We start from the raw sequence: 26,630 nt of genomic DNA on the forward strand, positions 1-26,630 counted from the left end.
AGTAGTACTACTTAATTTTCAAAAACCTGACACTTAAGGGGTAATAAATATTCTTTCTTTTCAATACACGGACCATATTGTATGCGGCCAATAATATGGCCATTAGGTAGCAGCTCATCAGTAAAGGGAAGCCTATTGGAAAATAAAGCACCATGATAATGATAGCCAGGCCTGCCACTATTGAGATGGTGATTTGAAAGTTTAAAATAATACGGCCCTGCCGATCAAAAATCTCTTCCTGGTCTTTCTTTAAAAGCCAGAAAGCTGCCGATGTAAGCACATTTGCCAGGGGAATAAAAATACCGATAAGCGGTAAAATGTGCATAGCGGCCAAAATTCCGTTAGGTGCCTGTTGTGGCTTGTCGGTTGTTACCATATCAGTATCAGGGATGCTCACAATTTTTTCGGGTTCAATGTTTAAGCATTGAGCCAGTAATTTGAGTGTATGCGTTTGGGGCATTACCTGGCCGCTCTCAATCCGCTGAATGGTTCGGGAAGTAAGCCCTGAAAGTTCAGCCAATTCATCCTGTGTCATTCCTTTTAGTTTGCGGTATTTTGCTAAGTGACTTGAAATGACAGGCTTCATGAAATAAATATACGGTATTTACAAGGCAATAACGGATGTTTTATTGAAAAATGGGGAGAGAAGCTGAAAAGTCTGGCCGTAGAACCATTTGTCTGTTAGATGTCGTGCAGATGTCGTTGTAACCTTTAGAAGTTCGCCTGATATTTATATCCAAAACTACGCGATATGAAAATCTCTGCATCTAAAAAAACATTCAGCCCATTAAGGGTATTTATTTTGCTAAGCCTTATGCTCATGGGCATGTATGGCTATGGGCAAACCAAACACATTAGCAGGTTAGATGGAAGCAAAATAACAACGGCCCAGATTGATACATTTATCAAAAGCGCAATGAAAGCTGCCAAGGTACAGGGCGTTAATGTGGCCATATTAAACCACAACAAGATTGCTTACGTGCAATCGTACGGTTTTAGGAATAAGCCCATAAATGCACTGGCAGATACGGCAACTATTGTGTATGGTGCCTCTTTTAGTAAAGCTGTGTTTGGTTACCTGATCATGAAGCTGGTAGATGAGCAGGTACTGGAATTGGATACACCACTTTACCGCTATCTGAAACAGCCGATTGCCAGCTATAAGTATTTTGCCGATTTAAAAGACGATGATCGCTGGAAACAAATAACCGCAAGAATGTGCCTGAGCCACACAACCGGCTTGCCCAATGTGAGGTATTTTAACCCGATTACCAATGCCGAGGATTCTGTAGGGGTAATGAAAATTTATTTTACACCCGGAAGTAAGTACGCTTATTCGGGAGAGGGCTTTCGGTTACTGCAAATGGTTGTAGAAGAGATAACAAATATGAAAATTCATCAGCTGGCAAAGGAGAAAATATTTGAACCCTTAAATATGAACCGGACCGGCTATATCTGGTATGAATCGTTTGGGGATGATAATGTGGCAGTTGGCCACCTGAATGATGGCAGCATTGATGTAAAGAGAAAGCGAAAGGAGGCAGTAGCAGGTGGAAGCCTGGTGACCACGATAGCTGATTATGCTAAATTTATACAACAGGTAATGCAGCGTAAAGGACTGAGTAAAAAAAGTTACGATACGATGTTATCGCCACAGATTGCCATTCATTCAATCACCCAGTTTCCGCCAATTACCTTCGAAACCACCACCGAAAATGATGCTATTCAACTATCTTATGGTTTAGGCTGGGGATTAATTAATTGTCAGCCGTATGGCAAGGCCTTTTTTAAAGAAGGAAACGGTGGCTCCTGGCGGAATTACAACATCAATTTTCAAGACAAAGGCATTTCGATTATTTTGACGACCAATAGCGAAAATGGAGAAAAGATCTTCCAGCCGGTAATAGAGAAGCTGTTAGGGAAAACCTGTATTCCCTGGAAATGGAACGGGTATCAGCCTTATTAATTCCGGGTTATACATACAGTAAACATTATGGCGGAAGTAGAAAATTTAGGCTTGCCTTGCTGAAAACAGCCGCTACACAATATTGTCACGTAATTCATTTAGTTATTCTTTATTTTTGCCGGTAGTACCAGCTAATGGTTGATTAAGAAATGGATAATGGATTTTCGGATAACAGGCAGGTTGAGGTAGTTTCTACTTTTTCTCATCTTTTAGATACAGCTTTTAAGGAAGATATGAATGCGGTTTGCTGGCAAAGAGACCTGTTGGGAGATTTTGAGGAAATTGTATCAAAACTTGAACTGAAAGCAGACCTGACAGAAGTTTCTGTCGAAGATCTCCGGGCGCTCAGGTTATCCGAAAAGGGCAGTAGGGCAAGGGCAACCATCTTAAGCGATTTTCAGCTGTTATCAGATGCCGGGGCATCGCCTTCTCTCAATTTAATTAAAAGTTACGAACGGGATGAAGAATTCGGTTTTATTTCAACAGATGTATATTCTTTTCACGTAGACCGCTCGCCCATTGGTACCGATACTTTTTTATGTACCTATTATGGTGCAGCCAGTGAAATCCTGGCTAATGATCAGGCTGAACAAAAGGTGAGGGTGCCGGAGATCAGGCAAAAGCTTAAAGAATTGCACAACGGCAGCGAAGAGGAATTTGAAAGCTTTTTAACGGAAAATTATTTTGATTTGCATTACCAGGCTAAACCAAGTGCCACACCGATAAATCTGGGGGTAGGCCATTTATGGAGACTTGCTGTAGATCATCCCGGAAAACAGTGTTTGCCTTGCGTACACCGGGCACCCATCGAAAAAGATGGGGAGTATAGACTGTTGCTGATTTGCTAAAAGGTTGGGATGCCAGTGTTGTGATCTGAACCTAAATTTGTCAATCTTGTTTTGTGGCCAATATCCAAATAATTTTCGATGCTTATTCTGAATGGCCGGATCTGCGACGTTTTCTGACGAAGCATTGTGAACTTAAATCCTGTTTATAGAACCACCTCCTTATTTGTTGAATTCTGTTTATCCATACCTGTAATGGAGCAGATGAGAACTATGGATTTTATCTCTCTTTTACCGGTACCTGGTATGGGCTTCAATTTATCCTGATTAATGAAAAATGAAAGGGAATCATCTTTTTGGGTGATCAGATTTTAGTAGGGCATGTTAACATAAGTTCTCTTCTCTTTATCATTTGAAGCATCCCCTGGGCTAGCTGGATGCCTATATTTGACTTTCCCAATTTCAATCTGCCAATCAAACTTGGCCATTCCAGTGAAAAAAGTTTTGAGCTAAAGGAAGATTGGATCAGCGGAAAAGACCGAATATAAACCAAATTTAAACAAAGATGAACCAAACAATTTTTATCAGAAAATTGCCGGCTTTTACGCTACTGGTAATTTTCTTAATGCTCCTACATTTAAGAGGATTTGCCCAGGACCGGTTAATTACCGGAAAGGTAGCGGCCAACGAAGATTCTTCCCCTTTATCAGGAGCAACTGTGCTGTTAAAAGGAAGGAATAAATCGACAGCTACAAACGAACAGGGACTGTTTTCTATACTGGCAAAAAAAGGTGATGTGCTTATCTTCAGGGTTGTTGGATTTAAGCCACAGGAGATCACAGTGGGCGATGCGAACATCATCAATGTCGTTTTAAAGGGCGAACGTACTAATTTGGATGATGTGGTTGTTATCGGTTATGCAAAAATTGCAAGAAAAGATGCCACAGGTTCAATAGGTTCAATATCAGGTGATGAATTGCGCCAAACACAGCCAACTACTTTCGATCAGGCCCTGCAAGGTAAAGTTGCCGGGGTAGTGGTGCAACAGGTATCGGGCCAGCCCGGCGGTGGTGTTTCTATCCAGATTAGGGGGGTATCATCAATAAGCGGGTCCAATTCACCATTATTCGTTATTGATGGTGTGATTATCCCGCCGGTAAACGATCCTGGTAATGGGTCCAATCCTTTAAATGCCATCAACCCTGCCGAAATCGAATCAATAGATGTATTAAAAGATGCGTCGGCTACTGCTATTTACGGTTCGCAGGCAACCAATGGTGTAGTGGTAATTACCACGAAAAGAGGTAAAGTAGGGGCGCCAAGCATCAGTTATGACGTTTATGGAGGTTACCAGGAAATACCTGGACGATTACCTACAATAGACCTGCAACAACTTGCAACATTTATTAATGCCAGGGCTGCAGTTTGGGGTTTCGACGTAAGACCGGAATTTGCCAACCCGCAATATTTAGGTAAAGGTACCGACTGGCAAAAGGAATTGTTCCGTAGAGCTCCAATGCAGAATCATACCATTACATTAAAAGGAGGCGATACAAGAACACAATATTTACTGTCAACCTCTTATTTCGATCAGGAAGGTATAGCCCTTGGATCTGATTTTCAAAGGTATTCGGTAAGGTTGAATTTGGATAATAAAACAACAAACTGGTTAAAAATAGGAACCAGCCTTCAATTGGCCCATGTTGATGAAAACGTAGCGGCAACGGGCAGCAGTGTAATTCTCACCGCGCTGAACAATACACCGGATATACCGGTAACCAACTCTGATGGCTCATGGGGCGCGGTTACCAACAACAGTGGCTGGGTACAGCCGTCGGCAAATCCGGTTGCATTGGCCACCATTATTAAAAACCTGAGAAAGCGAAATCAGATTTTTGGAAACGTGTATGCCGAAATACAAATAGCTAAAGGATTATCATTAAGAAATGAACTATCGGGTAATTTTGATTTTACCACAGAAGATTATTTCTCTCCGAGTTACACTTTTGGTAAAGGTACGCCAAGTCAGAATAGTGGTTCTACATCAGCCGGCCAGAATTTTTATACTGTAATACGTAATTTTCTGAATTACGGGCATGCTTTCGGGAAAATGAGGTTGGATGCCTTGGCGGGGCATGAATCGCAGGAAAGCACATTTCATAATGTTAGCGCCGGCCGTATCAATTTCCCTTCAAACAATGTACAGGCCATTAATGCCGGCGATCCAACAACGGCCACTAACGGAGGCGATAATTCATTATCAAACCCTAAAGGTGGTAGTGCACAGGAATCATATTTCGGCCGTATCAACCTTTCATGGGATGATAAATACCTGTTAACGGGTAATATACGTAGAGATGGTTCCTCTAATTTTCCTGCTTACAACCGGTGGGTAACTACCTATTCGGGTGGATTTGCCTGGAAAATTAAAAGTGAGAAATTTTTGAAAGATGTTGAAAGTATTAATGACCTGAAACTGAGGTTAGGATATGGATTGACCAACAACCAGGGTATACAGGGAAATACTTTTATTACTCAGCTTACTTCAGTGCCTAATGGCCTGTCGGGTACAGCACAATTCCAGAGCAATTTGGCTAACCCGAATGTAACCTGGGAAAAAACAGATTATTACAGTGCAGGAATCGACGCTTCATTTTTTAATGGCCGCTTAAGTTTTGTACTGGATGTTTATAACCGCCAAACTGACGGACTTTTATTAAAGGTACCTCTTCCTTTATATAGCGGAACGGCGGCAGGTTATTCGCCTGGAAGTATGGCGGCACCTTATGTGAATGTTGGTAAGGTAAGTAATAAGGGATTCGATTTCCAGATCAGTTCTACCAATATCAGTACTGAAAAATTCAATTGGAAAACTAATTTTACCATCTCCAGAAATATCAACAAAATCATCTACTTAGGTTCTGGTGGCGACCAGGCTAACTTAAGCACATCATTTAATAACGATATCATTCAGACAACAGTGGTAGGTCAGCCTATAGGTCAGTTTTATGGCTATCTGTTTGATGGGATTTTTGCAACTCCGTACGATTTACAAACACATGCCAGGCCAGTTAATTCAACCGGTAATCCTTATCCGGTATCTGCAGCGGGCGGAGGAATCTGGTACGGCGACCGTATGTTTAAAGATTTGAACGGCGACGGTATTATAGACAGTAAAGACAAAACTTTTCTGGGTTCTCCATTGCCAAAATTCCAGTTTGGTTTCAATAATACATTTACCTACAAAAATTTTGACCTGAATGTTTTCTTCAGCGGAAACTATGGCAACAAAATATTCAATCAGTTAAAGGTATCTCAAACCGATCCAGGAAACAATTCGAGCTATTTTTCATCCATATTGGATTATGCCAGGTTGGGTTTAGTAGATCCAAACGGTTCTGCAACAGATGTTAATAATGTGTATGTTACCAATCCGAACACCACTATTGTAGGCTTGAGAAACGATAATACCAACGGTAATAACCGTCCGAACAGTTTGTTTATTGAGGATGGTTCATTCATAAAATGTAAAAACATCACCTTGGGTTACCGCTTGTCTGAAAAACTTTTGTCGAAAATACACATCCGTTCAGTTCGCGTATACGGCACCGTAACCAATGCATTTATCATTACGAAATACTCAGGCATAGATCCTGAAATAGGTTCATGGAATCCGCTTGCGGCAGGATGGGATAACGGTTACTATGCTCAGCCAAGAGTATTTACCCTTGGTGCTAATATAACCTTAAATTAATAAAACGATTACCGATTTAAATATAGGTTCATGAAATCATTTAACAAAACGATTATAACCATCCTGTTATTTGCAGTAGCAATTGCCGGGTGTAAAAAGAGTTTCTTAGACCGTCCGTCTAACTCGCAGATCAGTTCTAATAACTTTTATAAATCAACTTCCGATTTACGGCTTGCCACTGCTAGCTTATATGCCGGTGCACAATGGTCGAGGTGGAACAGGAGTGGCATGATGCCGTTTGGCGATGTACTGGCAGGTACCGGTAGTTTCGCATATAGCCAGGATCTGGTTCAGCTTTTTACGCGTACCATTACTGCCCAGAACACCTACGTTTCGGAGGCCTGGATTAGCCTGTACAATGTTATAGGGCAATGCAATACGGTTATTAACGCCATAAAGGAGCAGGCAGATGCATCTATCCCGCAGGCAGATAAAAATGCAGCCATAGCCGAGGCAAAATTTATCCGTGCCATGGCTTATTATTATTTGGCCATTTATTACGGTGCTGTGCCTATTATTGAAGATAACAGGAAATTGATAGACAACCCGTTGCTTAACCGCAATATCATGTCGGATGTTTACAAATTTGCAACCAACGACCTGACTTATGCGGCGCAATACCTGCCTAAAACAGATCAAAAAGGCAGGCTAACCACCTGGTCGGCACAGGGCATGCTGGGTAAAGTATATTTAACCATGGCAGGTGTAGGCAGAAATGGTGGTATGCGCAGTCAATCTTTATTAGACAGTGCTAAAAAATATGCAGGTAATGTATGTAAAAATAGTGGATTGACCTTGTTTCCAAGCTACTATGATTTGTTTAAAGCACAGAATAACGATAGTCCGGAATCACTGTTTGCGCTTCAATGGACTGCGGGCGTTGGTTATGCTACTGGTAACGATTTGCAAACATGGTATGCACCAACCGGCGAAGTACTTCCTCAAAAAACCGGTGGATGGCAATCTTTAGCACCAACTTACGATTTATACCGGATGTATTCGCCTAAGGATACGGTAAGGCGAAAAGCGACCATTATGCTCAACGGAGATTTTTATCCTGAATTGAATCAAGCCGCTGGTGGCTATAAGGCCACTGGTACAGGCATGAAAAAACACATTATTGGTAACGAAAAAGACAACAATGCACCAACTATGGGATCATGGTCATCTATAGAGCACAACTCGCTACTGAGGCTGGCCGATGTGTACCTGGTTTATGCCGAAGCCATTTTGGGTAATAATACCAGCACAAGTGATGCTGATGCGCTATTGTATTTTAATAAAGTACGTACAAGGGCAGGCGTAGATCCGGTAACTTCAATAAACCCAACTATGCTGCGGATTGAACGTAGAGTTGAACTGGCTTACGAAGGACAATATTGGATAGACCTTGTGAGGTTTTCTTATTATGATCCAACCAATGCGGTAAAATGGCTTAACGATCAGGACGCCACACATGGACGGATTGGGTTTACTTATGATCCTGTAACGAAAATAGCGACAAGGGATACTACAGCATTACCATCTACACTTCCGGCCACTATAAGCTCATTTACGTTGCCAATTCCGGCATCAGAAATGACCAGTTCGCCGAAACTTGCAGAGCCACCTGTACCATATTATTAATCAGACATTAAAAATAAAATATTATGAAAAAGATAATATACCAAATCTTTTCTTTGCTGGCGCTTTGCCTTATGGTTGCGACCTTACTGCCGGCCTGTAAAAAAGATGCAAGAGATAAGGGCGCCCCTGTTATTACCAATATCAGGAGTTACGTAGCCTCGCCTAATGATACGGTTTTGAAGAGCGCCGTGGCGAATGGCCAATACGTAGTGATAACCGGCGAAAACCTGAGGTATGCCACCCGGATAAGCTTTAACGGGGTTGATGCCACCTTTAATACTGCGCTATTTGCCTCTAACAGTGCAGTGGTGCAGATACCTGCTATGGAATATTCAAAACTTGATACCACTAAACTTTATACGGTAGATTATGTAACGACAAGTGGTTCTACTACATTTTCGTTTAAACTGGGGCCTGCCGCGCCTAAAGTTACAGGCGTATCTAACCTGTTTGCCAATCCGGGCGATTCAGTATATGTTTTTGGTACCGACTTCTTTTTTGTGAAGCGCTTTTCGTATAGGGGCACAACTATTCAATCGTTTAAATTGGATCCACTCGGAACTTCCATTGGTTTTATTATGCCGTCTACAACTAGCAACGACATCATATCGGTAAGCACTAAAAGCGGCGACGTGAATTTCAAAATAGTGGCAACACCGATTATCGCCAGTGTTTCGAATGAAAATGCCAACCCGGGCGATTCAGTATATATTTATGGTACTTACCTAAAAAATATCCAAACGCTAAACTATGCCGGTACCGCAATTACTTCTTATAAATCAGCAGCTAACGGAAGTTGGGTAGGGTTTATTTTGCCTACACTTACGCATAGCGGAACGATATCACTTACCACACCGTTTGGCTCAACCAGTACAATATACAATGTAAACGATACAGAAACAGGATCTATTTCAAATTGGGACAGCAATTTCAACTGGCAATATTGGGGCGCTGGAAAAGTGACTCAAGGAGACTCACATTTCGCTGGAAATTCAAGTACCTATATGGCCATGGATATTAGCGGGCTATCTCAGGGTGATGGCATGCCATGGACAACCAATATACCAATGAACGGCGCACAATGGGTACCGGCAGCGAATATTGCCGATTCGGTTAGTCACTGGGCATTTAAATTCGAAACCAATATCCCACGAGCCTGGAATGGCACTTCAGTGAATATTGTAACGGGAGTGGGTGGCTTTATAGCTCGATGGGAGCCATGGCAAAAAACAGCTACTACCACCGCCCCTTATACCACTAAGGGTTGGGTAACGGTAACCATTCCGTTAACATCATTCCGTAAATCAGATCCAACGCTTGGTGAGGGTAAAGGCGATTCCATCGCTAAAATCGCCGATTTAACAGGGCCATCAGGAAATACCTCATGCATCTTGTACATACACAACTATGGAACTGCTGTAGGGAGCTTCTATGGCGCTTTCGATAATTTGAGGGTGGTAAGAATTAAATAAATTAATGAAGCTGTATCATAAGTATGAATTGTCATCCTTGAACTTCCCCGAAGTTTCGGGTCAAGTAATCGAAGGGCCTCTTTTAAATATATTAAGGCATTTCGACAGGCTCAATGTGACAGATTTGGTGGGAAACTACAACTTATGATACGGCCTCTTGTAAGCAATAATGGTGTACTTGTTTAAACATAACATATGAAAATAATAAAGACGCAGAATATATATAAGGTTTTAGGAGTATTTCTCGGGATTTTACTGGTAACATCCTGTAAGAAATCGCAAACAGAATCTGCACAATTAACTCTTTCTAATATAACACAGGCGATCTCAGAAGAAGGCGGTACGGTGGGGTTGAGCTTTACAAGTGACGCCGAATGGAGCGCTACAAAAGAAGGTGCTGAATGGTTAAGCTTAAGTCAAACTTCGGGCGGTAGCGGAGCAGGTACCATAAATTTAACCGCTTCATCAAACTCAACAGGGGCTAGCCGTTCAGTAGTGCTAATCATAAATTCAACCAATGGGCAAAGAAGACGGATTACAGTAACACAAAATGCCAAAATTTATCCATCATATAATATATCCCCTAAAGCGGCAGATGCAGTTGGTATGAATAGTACAGCGATGGAATTGTGTAATAAAATGACTATGGGATGGAATATTTATAACACTTTGGATGCGCCAGGATGGGAAACCGGGTGGGGACAGCCGCCGGTTACCCAGCAACTGATTGATCTGGTAAAATCAACCGGTATGAATGCAGTAAGGATTCCTGTTACTTGGAGTAATCACATCATAAATAAGCAGACTCAGGAAATAGACCCGCTTTGGCTCGCCCGGGTAAAAGAAGTAGTTCAATATTGTTTCAATGCCAAGATGTATGTGATACTTAATACCCATCACGATGGATATATAGATTGCAAAGTTACAGGTGCTAAACAGGATACTGTTAATGCCAAGCATAAGGCGATCTGGCAGCAGATAGCCACAACTATGCGCGATTTTGACGAGCATTTGATATTTGCCAGCGCCAATGAGCCTGAAGCAACAACCGACCAGGAAACCGCCACTTTAATGCGTTATCATCAGTCATTTATTAATGCAGTACGTTCTACCGGTGGTAAAAATGCCTATCGTGCGTTGGTGCTTCAGGCGCCTAATACATCACTTACGTTGATGAACGAACAACTTAATCCGGCTAACGTGTATAAAAGAGCGACATTGCCTAGCGATGCTGTTCCTCAAAAAATGATATTGGAATTCCACTATTACAGTCCGCCAAATTTTTGCATTATATCTGAAGACGCAACCTGGGGAAAAGCATGGTATTTCTGGGGAGCCGGCTTCCATACCAAAAATCCGCTCTTCCTGGATCGTAACTCTTCGCCTGCATCAGAAGAAGCTTCTGTTAACGCTGCAATGCGCTCTGTGAAAACAAATTTTACGGATAAGGGTATACCGGTTATTATGGGCGAATATGATGTATCGTACCACGCTGATAAATTAAAAGGGTATCCGGCCGATTCATTACTGGCATTAAAATCCGGTTGGCATTTCTATGCCCATGTTACAAAACAAGCTAAAGTAAATGGTATAGTACCATTTTTATGGGCCAGCGGTATCTTCCAACGTCCATTTAAAAATGGTGTAGCCGCACCAGCGTATATAGGAGACCAGGTAGCGTTAGATTCGCTGAAAAAGGGCGCAGGATTTTAGTAGAAACGTGATAAATTACCTCTCAACGATCCAGGTTCGGTTTTATCGTACAAAGAAGCAAAAGCTTAAGTGCGATAAAAACTGAACTTGGTTTATAGCTCGAAGCTATTAACATGATCCTATTGTACCACCGTAATTTTTTGTTGATGTGCCGATCCTGTAATTTAAAATAATAACACACACACACCTATGAACCATTTTAAGAAAATAAATATGAAAAGGCCATGGCCCATTTTAGTATTTATAATTTTAGCTAACCTTTTTACTGCATCGTGCAAAAAGAAAGATAATGTTGAGCCACAGCTTAGTATTTCTTCATCCGAAATTGCTTTTCAGCCTGAGGGCAGCGTCTCAACCGTAACAGTTGCCAGCAATGCCAAATGGAGTACTAAAAACCCTGCCGACTCCTGGTTGCAGTTAAACCAGATGGTTGGAAATGAAGGAAATACAGAGCTGAAATTAACTGCGGTACCTAATACCACTGGTTCTTCCCGTTCCGTTATACTGACGGTTACTGCTGATAATGGCCAGGTCAGGAGGCTTACCCTCACGCAGGCCAGCCTGTTGTATCCTTCGTATAATACCTCACCTAAGGCCCCTGATCAAACGGGCATGGGCAGTAATGCGGTGCAATTGGCAGCCAAAATGAAATTGGGATGGAATATCGGCAATACAATGGAATCGCCAGGTAGCGAAAGCGGCTGGGGTAACCCGCAGATTACCGAATCGTATGTTAAATTTTTAAAGCAGACTGGCTTTAACGCGGTAAGGCTTCCATGTTCGTGGGATTGGTACCACTTAAGCGACCGCTCAAAGGCTGCAATAGATCCTGCGTGGCTTAACCGCGTTAAGGAAGTGGTTAAATACTGTGTCGATAATGATATGTATGTATTGCTCAACATCCACTGGGATGGTGGCTGGCTCGATCATAATATTAATGCGGCTAAAAAAGACTCGGTTAATGCCAAACAAAAAGCCTATTGGGAGCAGATTGCCACCACGATGAGAGATTTTGATGAGCATTTAATGTTTGCAAGTGCAAACGAGCCACCTGCTGAAAATGTTGAACAGATGGCGATACTGAACAGTTATCATCAAACCTTTATTAACGCCGTTCGCTCTACAGGAGGCAGAAACAGTTACCGTGTACTGGTTGTTCAGGGGCCTGGTACCGATATAGATAAAACCAACAATTTAATGAATAGCCTGCCTACTGATCAGGTTCCGAACCGCTTAATGGTAGAAGTGCATAATTATACGCCTTCGCAATTCACCATTTTGGATAGTGATGCAAGTTGGGGTAAGATGTTCTATTACTGGGGCACAGGGCACCATTCTACCATTCAGCCCGACCGTAACGCCACCTGGGGCGAGGAGAGTGAACATACCCGGATATTCGGTTTGATGAAATCTAAATTTATAGATAAAGGAATCCCGGTAATATTGGGTGAGTACGGTGCTTATAAAAGGGGAGGCAGCAGAAACGTTCCTTTAGACCTGGCTGCACATAATGCTTCGGTAGATTATTGGAATAACTATGTAACCAAACAGGCTATTCAGTTTGGTTTGAAGCCTTTCTTCTGGGATACCGGTGGTGCATTAGACCGCAGAAACAATACAGTGCTCGATCAAGGTACCATAAATGCCCTTATAACAGCAGGTAAATAGAAATATAATACTGTAATGTAAGGCCCGGATAAAAGAAGCGGTGCCCGATCAGTGGCAGTTTAACAAAAAATAAATTTTCTGGAGATACGGAAGCTCAACTGCTGATGAAAATCAGGGTTTAGGGCCTCCACCTTTGCGGAAATAACAATACACATAAACACACAAATGCAAAAAAATCTTTGGTTATTGGTCTTTGTACTTTTTTCGTTTTCGGGTAGATTAATCGCCCAGAATTCTAAAAAAAACAGGCCGATTATTCAGGAACGGATCATAAATGCCGATTTCGGCCAGGCGGCCGGCAAATTGAACACCATGTTTAATGAGTGCGTGGGAGCAGGGCGCGCAAATGAAGGCCTTAGGGCAGATTGGCAGCAACAGCTTGCCTATGTTAAAAAAGAGTGCGGTTTTAGGTACATCCGCATGCACGGCCTGTTAACAGATGATATGGCGGTATACACCGAAGACAATAAAGGTAATCCACAATACAATTATATGTATGTAGATGCCTTATTTGATTTTTTACATAGTATAGGCATTAAACCTTTTGTTGAACTTGGCTTTATGCCCGGAAGGCTTGCCAGTGACAATGCCACCATTTTCTGGTGGAGAGGAAATGTAACCCCACCAAAAGATTACGACAAATGGGCTGCTTTGGTAAAAAATCTTACAGCACATTTTACAGAACGTTATGGTGCAGATGAAGTGAAAGCCTGGTATTTTGAGGTGTGGAATGAACCCAACCTTTCTCCCGGATTCTGGACCGGAACACAGGAAGATTATTTTAAATTATACAAATATGCTGCCCAGGCAGTTAAAAGTGTAAATAAAGCCTATCGCGTTGGCGGTCCGGGAACTGCGGGTGCAGCCTGGGAGCCTGAAATGATCGAATATTGTCATAAAAACAACGTGCCCATAGATTTCATCAGCACCCATGCCTATGGTGTGGGGCAAGGCTTCCTGGATGAATACGGACAGGGAGGCACTGTACTCGATAAAAATCCGATGAGCGTGAGCAAAGAGGTACTGCAATCCAGAAAGGAGATAAAAGAATCGGTAATGCCGAATTTGGAATTGCACTATACAGAGTGGAGTTCATCGTACACACCAGCCGATGCCATTCATGATAGCTACCACAGCGCGGCATACGTGTTGCAAAAACTAAAGCAGGTGGGAAACGCTGCCAATTCTATGTCTTACTGGGTTTTTACAGATATTTTTGAAGAACCAGGCCCACGTTACACCCCATTTCATGGTGGTTTCGGAATGTTAAATACCCAGGGCATTAACAAACCGGTATTTTATTCCTACCAGTTTTTAAACCGTTTGGGGAATATCGAACTGGTAAATAAAGATCAGGCTTCTTGGATCTGCAAAGATTCATCAGGAAACATACAGGGGCTTGTATGGGATTATACCTATACGCTTCCAGATTCAACCAACAATCAACAATATTATAACCGCGATCTTCCATCAAAGCCGAAAGGAAAGCTGAAGATCAATATTGCGAATGTGCCCGATGGTAATTATGCGCTTGAAATGTATAAGGTAGGTTACCGGGATAACGATGCCTATTCAACCTATCTTTCCATTGGAAAACCCTCGCAACTTTCGAAACAGCAGGTAGAACAAATAAAGAGACAGAATGATGGTTCGCCATTTTCTAAAGAAATCATTACCATAAAAGATGGACATGCTTTTTCGAAAGCATTGGATCTCCGTGAAAATGATGTGTTTTTCCTCAATATGATTAAGCTTTAAACCGGAAAATCCATGAAAAAAATAATGAGAACAGGGATACTCAGATTTTTTACATTTTTTGTACTGCTCTTCTCCGTTCAGGTTCAAGGTTATGCTCACATTACATTACCAAAAATGTTTGGCGATAACATGGTATTGCAAAGAGGGATTAAAATTCCCATCTGGGGAAAATCGGTACCGGGAGCAAATATAAATGCAATGCTTGGAGAAATCAGGGTGAAAGCCATTGCAAACAGACAAGGAGAATGGAAAGTGTTTTTTCCTGCCTTTAAGGCCGGCGGGCCATATAAGTTCAGCATTTCTGAATCAGGAAGGCCGGGATCGGGAGTCGAACTACAGGGAATCCTCATTGGCGATGTCTGGCTGGCTTCAGGCCAGTCTAATATGGAGTGGTCTGTACAACAGGCAAAAGATGCCATTAATGAAATTGCCAAAGCAGATTTTCCAAAAATACGCTTATTTCAAGTCGAACATGTTAAGAAATTAAGCGCTCAACAGGATGTAGCAGGTGGAAAATGGAAAATTTGTAACCCTGAAAATGTGGCTCAGTTCTCGGCAGTAGCTTATTCTTTTGCAAAAAAAATACACACCGACCAGGGTGTTCCGATCGGTATTATACAAAGTACCTGGGGTGGAACACCGATCGAAGCATGGACAAGCCGCGAAAAATTGCTTTCTTCTCCAATTACCAAAGCAAAAACGTTGGCAAATGATACCCTGGCTGAGCGGCATTTTGTAAAAGATAGCCTCGACCAGGCACGTTCATGGGATATTCTTTATCACCCGTATCAAAATGCCGATAAAATAATTCCGCAGCCCGGTTACAATGATGCTGGATGGCCGGTTATCGAAATGCCTAAATTGATCAAAGATTTTGGGATAGGGCCATATGAAGGAATGATTTGGATGCGTAAAAAGATCATTTTACCGGAAACTTTTTTAAAGGCCGACCTGACACTTTACATTGGCAGGCCGGATGTAAATTATTCTCTTTATTTAAACGGTACTGAAATTTGTAAAACAGTATGGAACACCAACCCTGGTCAGCACTATACCATTCCGGCCAGAATCCTGAAAAAAGGGGAGAATACGGTTACGCTAAGGTTGGCCATGTTATGGGGAATTGGTGGATTAAACCCACCTGCGGATGAAATGTATATCACAAATGGCAAGGCAAGAATATCATTGGCCGGTACCTGGAAATATCAAAAAGATTTAGAGCCGGCTATGGCCAAAAACCGCAATTACCAATATTATCCTTCGTTACTTTTCAATTCGATGATCAACCCGCTTGTTCCATACAGAATTAAAGGATTTTTATGGTACCAGGGTGAAGCGAATGATACCGCGGCCTACAATTACCGTAAGTTATTTCCAATGCTGATTAAAGATTGGCGCGAACGCTGGAAACAGGGAGATTTACCCTTTCTGTATGTGCAGTTGCCAAATTTTAAACAAACACAGCCCCTTCCTTCTGAAAGTGAATGGGCCGAGCTGAGAGAAGCCCAGGCGCTAACCTTATCGCTACCCAACACCGCTATGGCCTGTACCATCGATATAGGGGAGGCTGATAATATTCACCCGGGCAATAAACAGGAGGTTGGACGCAGGCTTGCCCTTGCAGCCAATAAATTAGTGTATAAACAGGATAATATAGCTACAGGACCATTATTAAAAAGTTTTTCTAAAGAAGGTAATCGTATCCGTATCCATTTTACAAATGCCGGTAATGGACTCATATCAAAAGATGCCAAAGCGTTAACCGGCTTTGCCGTTGCCGGAGAAGACAGGCACTTTCATTGGGCCGAGGCTAAAATCGAAGGAAATGATGTGATGGTTTACAATGAGAAAGTGCCCCATCCTGTAGCTGTGCGTTACGCCTGGGCAGATCATCCATCCTGTAACCTGGTGAATTCAGACGGGCTACCCGCTAATCCATTTAGAACAGACAACTGGAAAGGGATTACTCAGAAATAGTTGCCCGGATTTAGTGTTAAATGAAATTGGCTAACGATTTAAGACTGCAGACTATATTGATAATATATAGAAGTAAAGGGTTTAAATGCTTAATAAATAATTATTGAAATAATGATCACTGTTAGAATAAAGAAAATACTGATATCCTTTGTGCTTTTAACGTCCTGGATGTTTGTGCATGCGCAAAGTAAACCAGGTAATGAACGCAGGCAGCTGTTTGATTATAACTGGAAATTTAACCAGGCGGATAATGCTACTGCCAAATCGCGTGATTTTGACGACAGGGACTGGCGCAGCCTGGATTTGCCTCACGATTGGAGCATTGAAGGAAAAATAAACCCTAAAAACCCAACCGGGGGTGGCGGCGGATATTTTCCTGCCGGAATTGGCTGGTACAGAAAAACTTTTAAAACCCCTGCTGATTGGAAAGGCAAAAAGATTTCCGTTTATTTTGAAGGGGTTTACATGAATGCCGAGGTTTTTATTAATGGAAAATCGCTTGGGATATATCCTTACGGTTATTCGTCATTCAGTCATGATCTTTCACCTTATCTGGATTTTGACCACGAAAATGTAATCGCAGTGCGCGTAGATAATTCGCAGCAAATGAACAGCAGGTGGTACAGTGGTTCGGGGATTTACCGCCATGTTTGGCTAACGGTTACCAATGCAGTGCATATTGCCAACTGGGGAGTTTCCATTACAAGCCCTGAGGTGTCTGCAAAAAAAGCAACCGTTCTGGTGAAAACGCTGGTGAAAAACGAAACCGGTCAGGCTCAAAGTCTCGTCGTAAATACTCGGTTATTGGGTACAGCGGCTAAAAATGCAGGCAATGGTCAAATCAAGGTTAATCTGGCCGCCAATAGCGAGAAAGAAATTACACAAACGATTACTGTTGCCAATCCTTCGTTATGGACACCTGAAACACCTCATTTATACAAGGCAGAAATAGAGATTACAGGAAATAAAAATGTAATCGATAAAACGGTGACCAGTTTTGGCATCCGTTCTATAAAATTTACCCCCGAAAACGGATTTCAGCTTAACGGGAAAACAGTAAAGCTAAATGGCGGATGCGTGCACCACGATAATGGTTGTCTGGGTGCAGCCGCTTTTGACAGGGCCGAGGAGCGTAAGGTTGAACTGCTTAAAAAGGCCGGATTTAATGCGGTAAGAACTTCCCATAATCCGCCTTCAGAAGCTTTTTTAGCTGCTTGCGACAGGTTAGGTTTGCTGGTAATTGATGAAGCATTTGATTGCTGGAAAGTTGGGAAAAACAAACAGGATTATGCAAAATATTTTAACGAATGGTGGCAACGCGATTTAGACGCAATGGTTTTGCGCGATCGCAATCACCCTTCCATTATCATGTGGAGCATTGGTAACGAAATTGTGGAAAGAGGTACTCCCGGGGCAGTAGAAACAGCAAAAATGCTTTCTGATGCCATCAAAAAAATAGATACTACCCGTCCGGTTACATCAGCCATTGTAGATAATGGAAAAGATTGGACCGTGATGGATTCATTGATGGCTGCGCATGATGTGACCGGTTATAACTATCATTTGTCGAGTGCACCTGCCGATCATAGACGGGTGCCGTCGCGGATCATCTTCCAATCAGAGTCGTATCCTAAAGATGCGTTTTTAAATTGGCAGCTGGTTAATAACAATCCGTTTGTGATTGGTGATTTTGTTTGGACCGCCATAGATTATCTGGGAGAATCGGGGATAGGCCGTTATTATTATTCGGGTGATGTGCCAGGCGAACACTGGGAAAATGATTTTTTTCCGTGGCATGGTGCCTATTGTGGCGATATTGACCTTTTGGGCTGGAGAAAGCCGATTTCCCATTACCGCAACCTGCTGTACAATAATACCGAAAAACTGTACATGGCAGTTCGCGAACCCAAACCCGAGCCACTCGAAATTAAAACAACCTGGTGGGCTGTATGGCCAACCTGGGAAAGCTGGAACTGGCCCGGCTATGAAGGGAAAAATATCGAGGTAGAAGTATATTCAAAATATAAAAAGGTAAGGCTATACCTTGACAATAAACTGCTTGGAGAAAAATCTACCGAACTTGAACAAGAGTTTAAGGCTACCTTTTCGGTTCCATATGCTCCGGGAACACTTAAAGCCGTTGGTGTAGAAAATGATAAGGAAGTAGAATCTTCTGTTCTGCAAACTTCGGGAAATGCCACACAGCTTAAATTGACGGCCGATCGTAAAGAAATTTTATCAAACGGACAGGATTTAGCTTATATAAGCATCGAAGTAACAGATAAAAACGGGATTATTCAACCCAATGCTGCCAATCGTTTGAATTTCAAAATTGAAGGTCAGGGTGTTATCGCCGGAGTAGATAATGCTGATATTAAAGATGTTGATCAATATACCGGAAACTCGCGCAAGGCATGGCATGGACGGGCGTTGGTGGTTATTAAAAGTACGCATAACGCAGGCGAAATTAAGCTTACGGTCACTTCAAATGAACTGGAACAGAAAAGTATCATCATCAAATCAATACAAAGTAATTTATAGTGGTTTAAGTGCTCATTTTTGAAAAACTGGAATAGCTACCAAAACACTCAGATAATAATTTTAACAACCAATATCACTAATGAATAAATTCTTTTTTCGTGTAATCATTTTTACGGTTTTATGGCCAGCTCTTGGAAATGCCCAAACATTGCACCTTAAATCTCCTAACGGAAAAATTGAAATGGCTTTGGAAAACGGAGCGAAAATATTATGGTCAGTAAAACATGAAAATACAGAAGTTATTGCCCCTTCAGTTATTTCACTAACACTGGGTAACGGACTGGTTTTAGGAAATAACGCAAAAGTCACAGATACTAAAAAATCAAGTGTTAATACCGTTTTTGATACACCTGTTTATAAAAAGAAGAGGGTGATTGATGAGTACAACCAGCTAGTAATAAACTTTAAGGACGATTTTGGTTTGATTTTAAGGGCTTATAACGATGGTGTGGCCTATCGTTTTTTTACCAGGAAAAAAGGAGAAATTATTGTTGAGCGCGAAGAGGCTAATTTTAACTTCAGTAAAGATCATAAAGCCTTTATTCCCTACGTACGCGATTTAAGGGAAAATAATCAATACATATCTGCTTTTGAATCTACCTACGATGAAATCCCGCTTTCGAAAATTGTGAAAGATTCGCTGGCCATTTCTCCGCTTCTTGTTGATTTGGAAAATGGAAAAAAAGCAGCTATAGTAGAAGCAGAGCTGGTTGATTATCCTGGTATGTTTCTTACCCGGAACAAGCAGGTAGCGCACAGTTTACACGGAACTTTTGCCCATTACCCTAAAACAGAACGTTTAGGCGGATTTAATAAAATGAATTACATGGTAACAGAGAGGGAAGCTTACCTTGCCAAAACCAGTGGTAACCGTAATTTTCCGTGGAGGGCCGTTATCATAAGTGAAAATGACAGAGACCTTTTAAATAATGATATGGTGCAAAAACTCTCTGCGTCTTCACAAATTGCCGACATAAGCTGGATAAAGCCAGGCAAGGTGGCCTGGGACTGGTGGAATGACTGGAACATATCAGGAGTGGATTTTAAGGCCGGAATTAATACAGAAACCTATAAATATTATATAGATTTTGCTGCTAAAAACCACATTGAGTATGTAGTGCTGGATGAAGGATGGAGTGAAGAAACCGACCTGTTAAAAATTTCTCCCCACATAAATGTCAAAGAACTGATCAGTTACGGGAAGCAGAAAAATGTGGGCATTATACTTTGGGCGTCGTGGTACGCTATAAATAATGTTTTAGATGATGCTTTTACCCAATATTCGAAAATGGGTATTAAAGGTTTTAAAATAGATTTTATGGACCGTGATGATCAGAAAATGGTAAGTTCTATCTATAACATCGCTAAAAAAGCCGCAGATTATAAACTGCTTATTGACTATCATGGCATATATAAACCCACAGGGATACAGCGTACCTATCCTAATGTTATCAATTTTGAAGGGGTAAAAGGATTGGAAAATGCCAAATGGACACCAAATGACGATATGCCTCATTATGAAACCACCATCCCTTTCATCAGGATGCTGGCCGGCCCCATGGATTATACGCCGGGAGCGATGCGTAATGCCACAAAAGCAGATTTTCGTCCAAGTAATTCCATGCCAATGAGCCAGGGGACAAGATCACATCAGTTAGCCATGTATGTGGTATATGAAGCACCCTTACAAATGCTGGCCGATAGCCCAACAGCATACATGAAAGAACAGGAGAGTACCAGTTTTATTTCAAAAATACCGACCACCTTTGATGAAACAGTTGCCTTAGACGGAAAAGTGGGGCAATATGTAGCTATAGCCAGGAAAAAGGAAGATAAATGGTATATAGGCGGATTGACAAACTGGTCTGCAAGGGTAACAACAATCGACTTATCATTTCTTGGTACGGGAAAATATTCAGCAGAAATTTTTAAAGATGGCGTTAACGCAGATAAGGATGCCACCGACTATAAACGCGAAATAATTAAAGTAACCAGCGCTGATAAGCTTACCATTAATATGGCGAATGGCGGAGGCTTTGCAATCATCATTAATCCTGAAAAATAGTTAACACCTAACTATCTGGCAGGCAGGATGCTGAAAGATTAGCCATCAGGCTTTAAAAAAATAGAAAAATATGAAAAGAATCATTACCCTTTTAATCATTGTTTTGGGTTGCTATCGCAGCGCAGATGCCCAGGGATATAAAAACCCGGTGATTTCCGGTTTTCATCCCGATCCGAGTGTGTGCCGGGTTGGCGACGATTATTATCTGGTAACCAGCAGTTTTGAATACTTTCCCGGAGTTCCGGTTTTTCACAGCAAAGACTTGATCAACTGGACAAAAATTGGCCATTGCCTCACCCGTCCTTCGCAGCTTAAACTAGATAAATGCGCTCCTTCGGCAGGTATTTATGCACCTACAATCCGTTATCACGAAGGGCGTTTTTACATGGTAACCACCAATGTATCTGGCGGCGGAAATTTTTATGTACATACAGATAATCCAGCAGGCGAGTGGTCTGAACCTGTTTTTGTAGAACAGGGTGGTATTGACCCTACTTTATACTTCGACGGAGGTAAAAATTATTTCATTTCGAATGGCGAAGGCATTACCATCTGCGAAATAGATCTTAAAACAGGAAAAAGACTTACCGAAAGCAAAATTGTATGGAAGGGTACGGGGGGGCGGTATCCGGAATCTCCGCATCTTTACAAAAAAGATGGTTGGTACTACCTGCTTATTTCAGAAGGAGGTACCGAATATGGGCATAAAATGACCATCGCCCGGAGCAGATCGATCTATGGACCTTATGATCCAAATCCTTCTAACCCTATTTTAACCCATATTAATGAAAATGCACAAAGTAATCCCATCCAGGGTACGGGGCATGGCGATTTTGTGCAGGCTCATGATGGTTCGTGGTGGGTCGTATTCCTGGGCTTTCGCCCTCAAAGTTTACTCCACCATGTATTAGGGCGCGAAACTTTTTTAGCCCCGGTAAGATGGGATGTAAATGCCTGGCCCGTTATAAATGGTAATGGTACGGTAGATATCGATATGAATGTGCCTACCTTACCCTTAAAACCTGTTAAGCAACCGGATTATTCAACAAATTTTAACGAAAATAAATTAGGTGTTAATTGGAACTACCTGCGAAACCCATTTATGGAGAATTATTCCCTTACCGAAAAAAAAGGTTCATTGAGGCTCAAGGCAAGCCCCGTTTCTTTAGATGATCATGATTCGCCCACCTTTGTTGGCCGAAGACAGGAACATATTAATTTTTCAGCTACAACTTTACTTTCGTTAAATGATGCAACAGAAGATGATCAGGCCGGAATGACGGCCTATTATTCGCCTCAGGCACATTACGATGTTTTTTTAACAAAATCGAAAAATGGCAAATATAAAGTGTCCTTAAATTATAAAATGGGCATACTGAACCACGTTGCACAAGAAGTCGAAATTCCTGGCGATCATGTTTATTTACAAATAAAAGGAGATAAAGACTTTTACTCGTTTTACTACTCGGTAGATGGTAAAGAATTTAAATTTTTAAATAAGATAAACATATGGTACCTGAGTTCTGAAACGAATGGCGGTTTTACTGGTGTTCTGATTGGGTTATATGCCCAATCTAAAAATAAAAATACGAAAGCCTATGGCGATTTTGATGAGTTTATATACAAACCGGCGCTTTAAATCAGTGCGGGCGCAATACTATTTTGCCAGTGCAATGATATAATAGGGTTTAAACCAGGATGGATAAAAGAATAGAGATCATATTATTTAAAGATTGGGCATGGATTGTTTTATCCATGCTGCTCGTAGCCGGTACAGCACATGCGCAAACCGCAATGATTAATGCGCAATCCAGAAACGCTACCAGCTTAAACGGCGAATGGAATGTTATTCTTGATCCTACCGGTATTGGCGAATGGAGGCAGATATGGCAGGAAAAAAAGCCCTTATTAAAAACCGATTTTGTAGAATATGCTTTTGAAGGTAGCCCACGATTGACAGTACCAGGTGATTTTAATTCTCAAATGTGCGAATTAACCTACTATGAGGGTGTTGTATGGTATAAGAAAGAATTTAGTTATTCGACAGGTAAAAATAAAAGACTTTTCGTCCATTTTGGCGCAGTAAATTACCTGGCCGATATTTACCTGAACGGGGAAAAGCTTGGAAGCCACGAAGGCGGTTTTACCCCATTTCAATTCGAGGTAACCCACAAAATTAAACCGGGTACAAACGCACTGATTGTTAAGGTTGATAACAAAAGGCTTAAAAACGGACTTCCGGGATTAGGCTATGACTGGCTAAACTACGGTGGCATTACCCGCGATGTGAACCTCATTGAAACGGGTAATACTTACATTGAAGATTACAGCATTCAGCTCCGGAAAGGAAGCCAAAAAGAAGTATCGGGATGGGTAAAATTGAATGGAGTAGATAAACAAAAACGTATTAAAATTAAAATTCCAGAACTAAAAACCGAGCTTTCAGTAAGGTCAGATAGCAATGGAGTTGCCAGGCTACAATTTTCTTCATCTTTTAACTTATGGTCGCCAGCTTACCCCAAACTTTACAAAGTGGTTATAGAAACCGAAACCGATACTGTTGAAGATGAGATCGGTTTCAGAACCATAGAAGTAAAGGGAAATAAAGTTGTGCTGAATGGCAAGGAAATTTTTCTTAAAGGAATAAATATTCATGAAGAAAATCCGGTTAAAGGGGCAAGAGCATTTTCTAAAGAGGATGCAATATTGCTGTTAGGCCACGCAAAACAGTTGGGCTGTAATTTGGTCAGGCTGGCACATTATCCCCATAACGAGAATATGGTAAAACAGGCTGAACGCATGGGATTAATGGTGTGGAGCGAATTGCCAATATACCAGCATATTGAATTTTCGGATGCCACTGTTCCTTTAAAAATGGAAATGATGCTCAAAGAAATGATACGGAGAGACAGAAACCGGTGCAATGTTGTTATCTGGAGCCTTTCTAATGAAACCTACGATGGTACACCAAACCGTACCAAGGCGCTTGCTGCATTAACCCAGGTTTGCAGACAACTCGATTCTACCAGATTAGTAACGCATGTAACCAATAGTCAATCCTATAATAATAATTCTTTTAAAGTATGGGATCCACTCTACAACTACGCCGATATCGTGTCATTGAACGAGTACCTCGGTTGGTATGTGCCCTGGCAGGGTAAACCACGGGATGTAAAATGGACAGTGGCCTATCCCGATAAACCGGTTTTTATTTCAGAATTTGGGGGCGAAGCACTTTTCGGCAGTAAATACGGGCCGGGTGATGAAGCCGCTTTTTGGACCGAAGCCTATCAGGAAAAAATATATAGAGATCAATTAGAAATGTTTAATACAGTACCAGGCTTGATTGGAGTATCTCCGTGGTTATTGTTTGATTATCGCTCATTGGGCAGAATGCACCCCCTTTATCAGAAAGGGTATAACAGAAAAGGTTTATTATCTGAAAAAGGAGAAAGAAAAAAAGCCTGGTTTATTATGGAACAATATTATAACAGAAAATGAAAGCTATAAGTTTAAGACAAGTCGTACTGACTTTAGGCTGTTTGATGGCCACCGTTAATGTTTTTAGTCAAACTAAGTCAATCTATCTATGGGATGGAGAAGCACCCGGTGCCATTGCCGATGCCAACTACAAACTGCAGGTAGATTCGGGCAGTAGCTGGATGAGTTTGGTCTCAAAACCCTTGCTTGATGTTTATCCTGCCCCAAGTGAAACAGCTAACGGAACGGCAGTAATTATATGTCCGGGAGGCAGCTATGCAGGACTGGCTATTGCCCACGAGGGAAAGGAAGTGGCTAAATGGTTAAACAGCCTCGGAATAACGGCTTTCGTATTAAAATACCGCTTGCCAAATAATGCTATTATGACTGATAAAGCAATCGGTCCTTTAATGGATGGACAACAGGCTGTGCGACTGGTGAGGCGTAACGCTAAAGAGTGGGGAATCAATCCCGGAAAAATCGGGATAATGGGATTTTCAGCAGGTGGGCATCTCGCCGCTTCGATATCTACTCATTTTAAGGACAAGGCATCTTCTGCCAATGATACCACCAGTGTAAAGCCAAACTTCTCGATATTGATTTATCCGGTAATATCCATGCAGGAAAATATTACCCATAAAGGTTCAAAAGTAAATTTATTGGGCGAAAATCCGGCTGCAGAAAGGGTTACCTATTTTTCAAATGAATTGCAGGTAAATGGCGAAACTCCACCTGCGTTTTTGGTACATTCTATTGATGATAAAGCTGTTCCGGTACAAAACAGTGTGGCCTATGCACTTGCTATGGAGAAAAACAATGTTCCCTGCGAACTGCATATTTATCAGACAGGCGGGCATGGCTATGGACTTGCGCATTCTAAAAATACCGAATCATTATGGCCCGAAGCCTGCCGGAAATGGATGGAGGTGAGGGGATACATCAAAGGGCAGGAAGCAGAAAAACCCATTTTTGACAGGACTGTAAAACTCGCCCCGGACGACAAACCTGCGTTTAACGATCCACCGGTAGGTTTTAGAACTAAACGCGACAACATACCCCATGGTACAGTCAGTCCAGTTCAATATACCGCTAAAGCATTAGGGCAATCGCGCGAAATGTTGGTTTACACGCCACCGGGCTACTCGCCCGCTAAGCGTTACCCGGTAATTTACCTGTTGCACGGACTTAATTCAGGTAACGGCCAATGGCCATACTGGATTAATGCCAATACCATTATCGATAACCTGATCAGTGAGGGTAAAATTAAGCCAATGATAATTGTTTTTCCTAACTGCAATACCAACGTAACCGTAAATAACCCAAAACCAGATGAGCAGGAGGAAAGAAAAGGCGGTTATAAAGGCTACGGCCTGGCTTTCCAGAATGATTTGCTCCATGAAATTATTCCTTTTATAGAATCTCATTATTCGGTTTATACAGACCGTGGGCACCGTGCACTTGCCGGCCTGTCAATGGGAGGCGGTCAATCACTGAACATAGGGCTCTCACACATCAATACTTTTGCCTATGTGGGTGGTTTCTCTTCGGCACCCAATACCAATCAGTTCGGCGGTCTTTCTGATGCTAAGCTCTTACCCGATCCGTTGGCTGCAAAGCAAAAGCTGAAAGTTTTATGGCTGGCCTGTGGCACTAAAGATGGCCTGTTTAATGTTAGCCAGCGTGTACACCAATACTTAAAACAAGAAGGGGTGCCGCACATATGGCATGTAGATTCGAATGCACACGATGATACGGAGTGGGCTAACAACCTGTATCTTTTTGCCCAGCACCTCTTTAAATAAGGATACTACCGCATATAAAGAGA

Annotated in this window: 15 protein-coding genes; 14 read left to right on the top strand and 1 reads right to left on the bottom strand. The window is 41.8% G+C overall.

Annotated elements, in window-relative coordinates:
• Nucleotides 1–7: 7 nt before the first annotated feature.
• Nucleotides 8–586 carry a DUF4870 domain-containing protein gene (locus ACFSR6_RS21790; RefSeq protein WP_379082954.1) on the bottom strand — a complete coding sequence of 193 codons (579 nt, stop codon included), beginning with the start codon at nt 584–586 and terminating at the stop codon, nt 8–10.
• A 165-nt stretch (nt 587–751) separates the two neighbouring features.
• On the opposite strand from ACFSR6_RS21790, the gene ACFSR6_RS21795 reads away from it, so the two are divergent.
• The 14 genes from ACFSR6_RS21795 to ACFSR6_RS21860 all read left to right on the top strand — a co-directional run bounded on the left by ACFSR6_RS21795 (nt 752) and on the right by ACFSR6_RS21860 (nt 26,607).
• Nucleotides 752–1,966, top strand: a complete 1,215-nt coding sequence (locus ACFSR6_RS21795) for a serine hydrolase domain-containing protein (RefSeq protein WP_379082956.1) — start codon at nt 752–754, stop codon at nt 1,964–1,966.
• Nucleotides 1,967–2,115: 149 nt separating this feature from the next.
• Nucleotides 2,116–2,814, top strand: coding sequence for a DUF1826 domain-containing protein (locus tag ACFSR6_RS21800; protein WP_379082958.1), 699 nt, complete (start codon nt 2,116–2,118; stop codon nt 2,812–2,814).
• 502 nt (nt 2,815–3,316) lie between these two features.
• Nucleotides 3,317–6,505, top strand: coding sequence for a SusC/RagA family TonB-linked outer membrane protein (locus ACFSR6_RS21805; RefSeq protein ID WP_379082960.1), 3,189 nt, complete (start codon nt 3,317–3,319; stop codon nt 6,503–6,505).
• 30 nt (nt 6,506–6,535) lie between these two features.
• A complete protein-coding gene (locus tag ACFSR6_RS21810; protein ID WP_379082962.1) occupies nt 6,536–8,131 on the top strand; it encodes a RagB/SusD family nutrient uptake outer membrane protein in 1,596 nt (531 codons plus the stop codon).
• 23 nt (nt 8,132–8,154) lie between these two features.
• Nucleotides 8,155–9,603, top strand: coding sequence for a glycan-binding surface protein (locus tag ACFSR6_RS21815; protein ID WP_379082964.1), 1,449 nt, complete (start codon nt 8,155–8,157; stop codon nt 9,601–9,603).
• Nucleotides 9,604–9,798: 195 nt separating this feature from the next.
• A complete protein-coding gene (locus ACFSR6_RS21820) occupies nt 9,799–11,316 on the top strand; it encodes a cellulase family glycosylhydrolase (protein WP_379082967.1) in 1,518 nt (505 codons plus the stop codon).
• Nucleotides 11,317–11,529: 213 nt separating this feature from the next.
• Nucleotides 11,530–12,984, top strand: a complete 1,455-nt coding sequence (locus ACFSR6_RS21825) for a cellulase family glycosylhydrolase (protein ID WP_379082970.1) — start codon at nt 11,530–11,532, stop codon at nt 12,982–12,984.
• Between the two features lie 165 nt (nt 12,985–13,149).
• The gene (locus tag ACFSR6_RS21830; RefSeq protein ID WP_379082972.1) at nt 13,150–14,742 is read left to right on the top strand and encodes a GH39 family glycosyl hydrolase; all 1,593 of its coding nucleotides are present in this window, start codon (nt 13,150–13,152) and stop codon (nt 14,740–14,742) included.
• Between the two features lie 12 nt (nt 14,743–14,754).
• Complete coding sequence (locus ACFSR6_RS21835) at nt 14,755–16,719, top strand: sialate O-acetylesterase (protein WP_379082974.1); 1,965 nt, start codon at nt 14,755–14,757, stop codon at nt 16,717–16,719.
• A gap of 111 nt (nt 16,720–16,830) precedes the next feature.
• Complete coding sequence (locus ACFSR6_RS21840; RefSeq protein ID WP_379082976.1) at nt 16,831–19,260, top strand: glycoside hydrolase family 2 TIM barrel-domain containing protein; 2,430 nt, start codon at nt 16,831–16,833, stop codon at nt 19,258–19,260.
• A gap of 79 nt (nt 19,261–19,339) precedes the next feature.
• Nucleotides 19,340–21,325 carry a glycoside hydrolase family 97 protein gene (locus ACFSR6_RS21845; protein WP_379082979.1) on the top strand — a complete coding sequence of 662 codons (1,986 nt, stop codon included), beginning with the start codon at nt 19,340–19,342 and terminating at the stop codon, nt 21,323–21,325.
• 70 nt (nt 21,326–21,395) lie between these two features.
• Nucleotides 21,396–22,964, top strand: coding sequence for a glycoside hydrolase family 43 protein (locus tag ACFSR6_RS21850; protein WP_379082981.1), 1,569 nt, complete (start codon nt 21,396–21,398; stop codon nt 22,962–22,964).
• Between the two features lie 59 nt (nt 22,965–23,023).
• Complete coding sequence (locus ACFSR6_RS21855) at nt 23,024–24,826, top strand: glycoside hydrolase family 2 protein (RefSeq protein WP_379082983.1); 1,803 nt, start codon at nt 23,024–23,026, stop codon at nt 24,824–24,826.
• Entirely contained in the window at nt 24,823–26,607 is a 1,785-nt protein-coding gene (locus ACFSR6_RS21860) for an alpha/beta hydrolase-fold protein (protein ID WP_379082985.1), read from the top strand. Before ACFSR6_RS21855 ends, ACFSR6_RS21860 begins: the two co-directional genes overlap by 4 nt.
• Nucleotides 26,608–26,630: the final 23 nt, after the last annotated feature.

The sequence above is a fragment of the Pedobacter vanadiisoli genome (genome assembly GCF_042684385.1).
GTDB classification, from domain to species: Bacteria; Bacteroidota; Bacteroidia; order Sphingobacteriales; family Sphingobacteriaceae; genus Pedobacter; species Pedobacter vanadiisoli.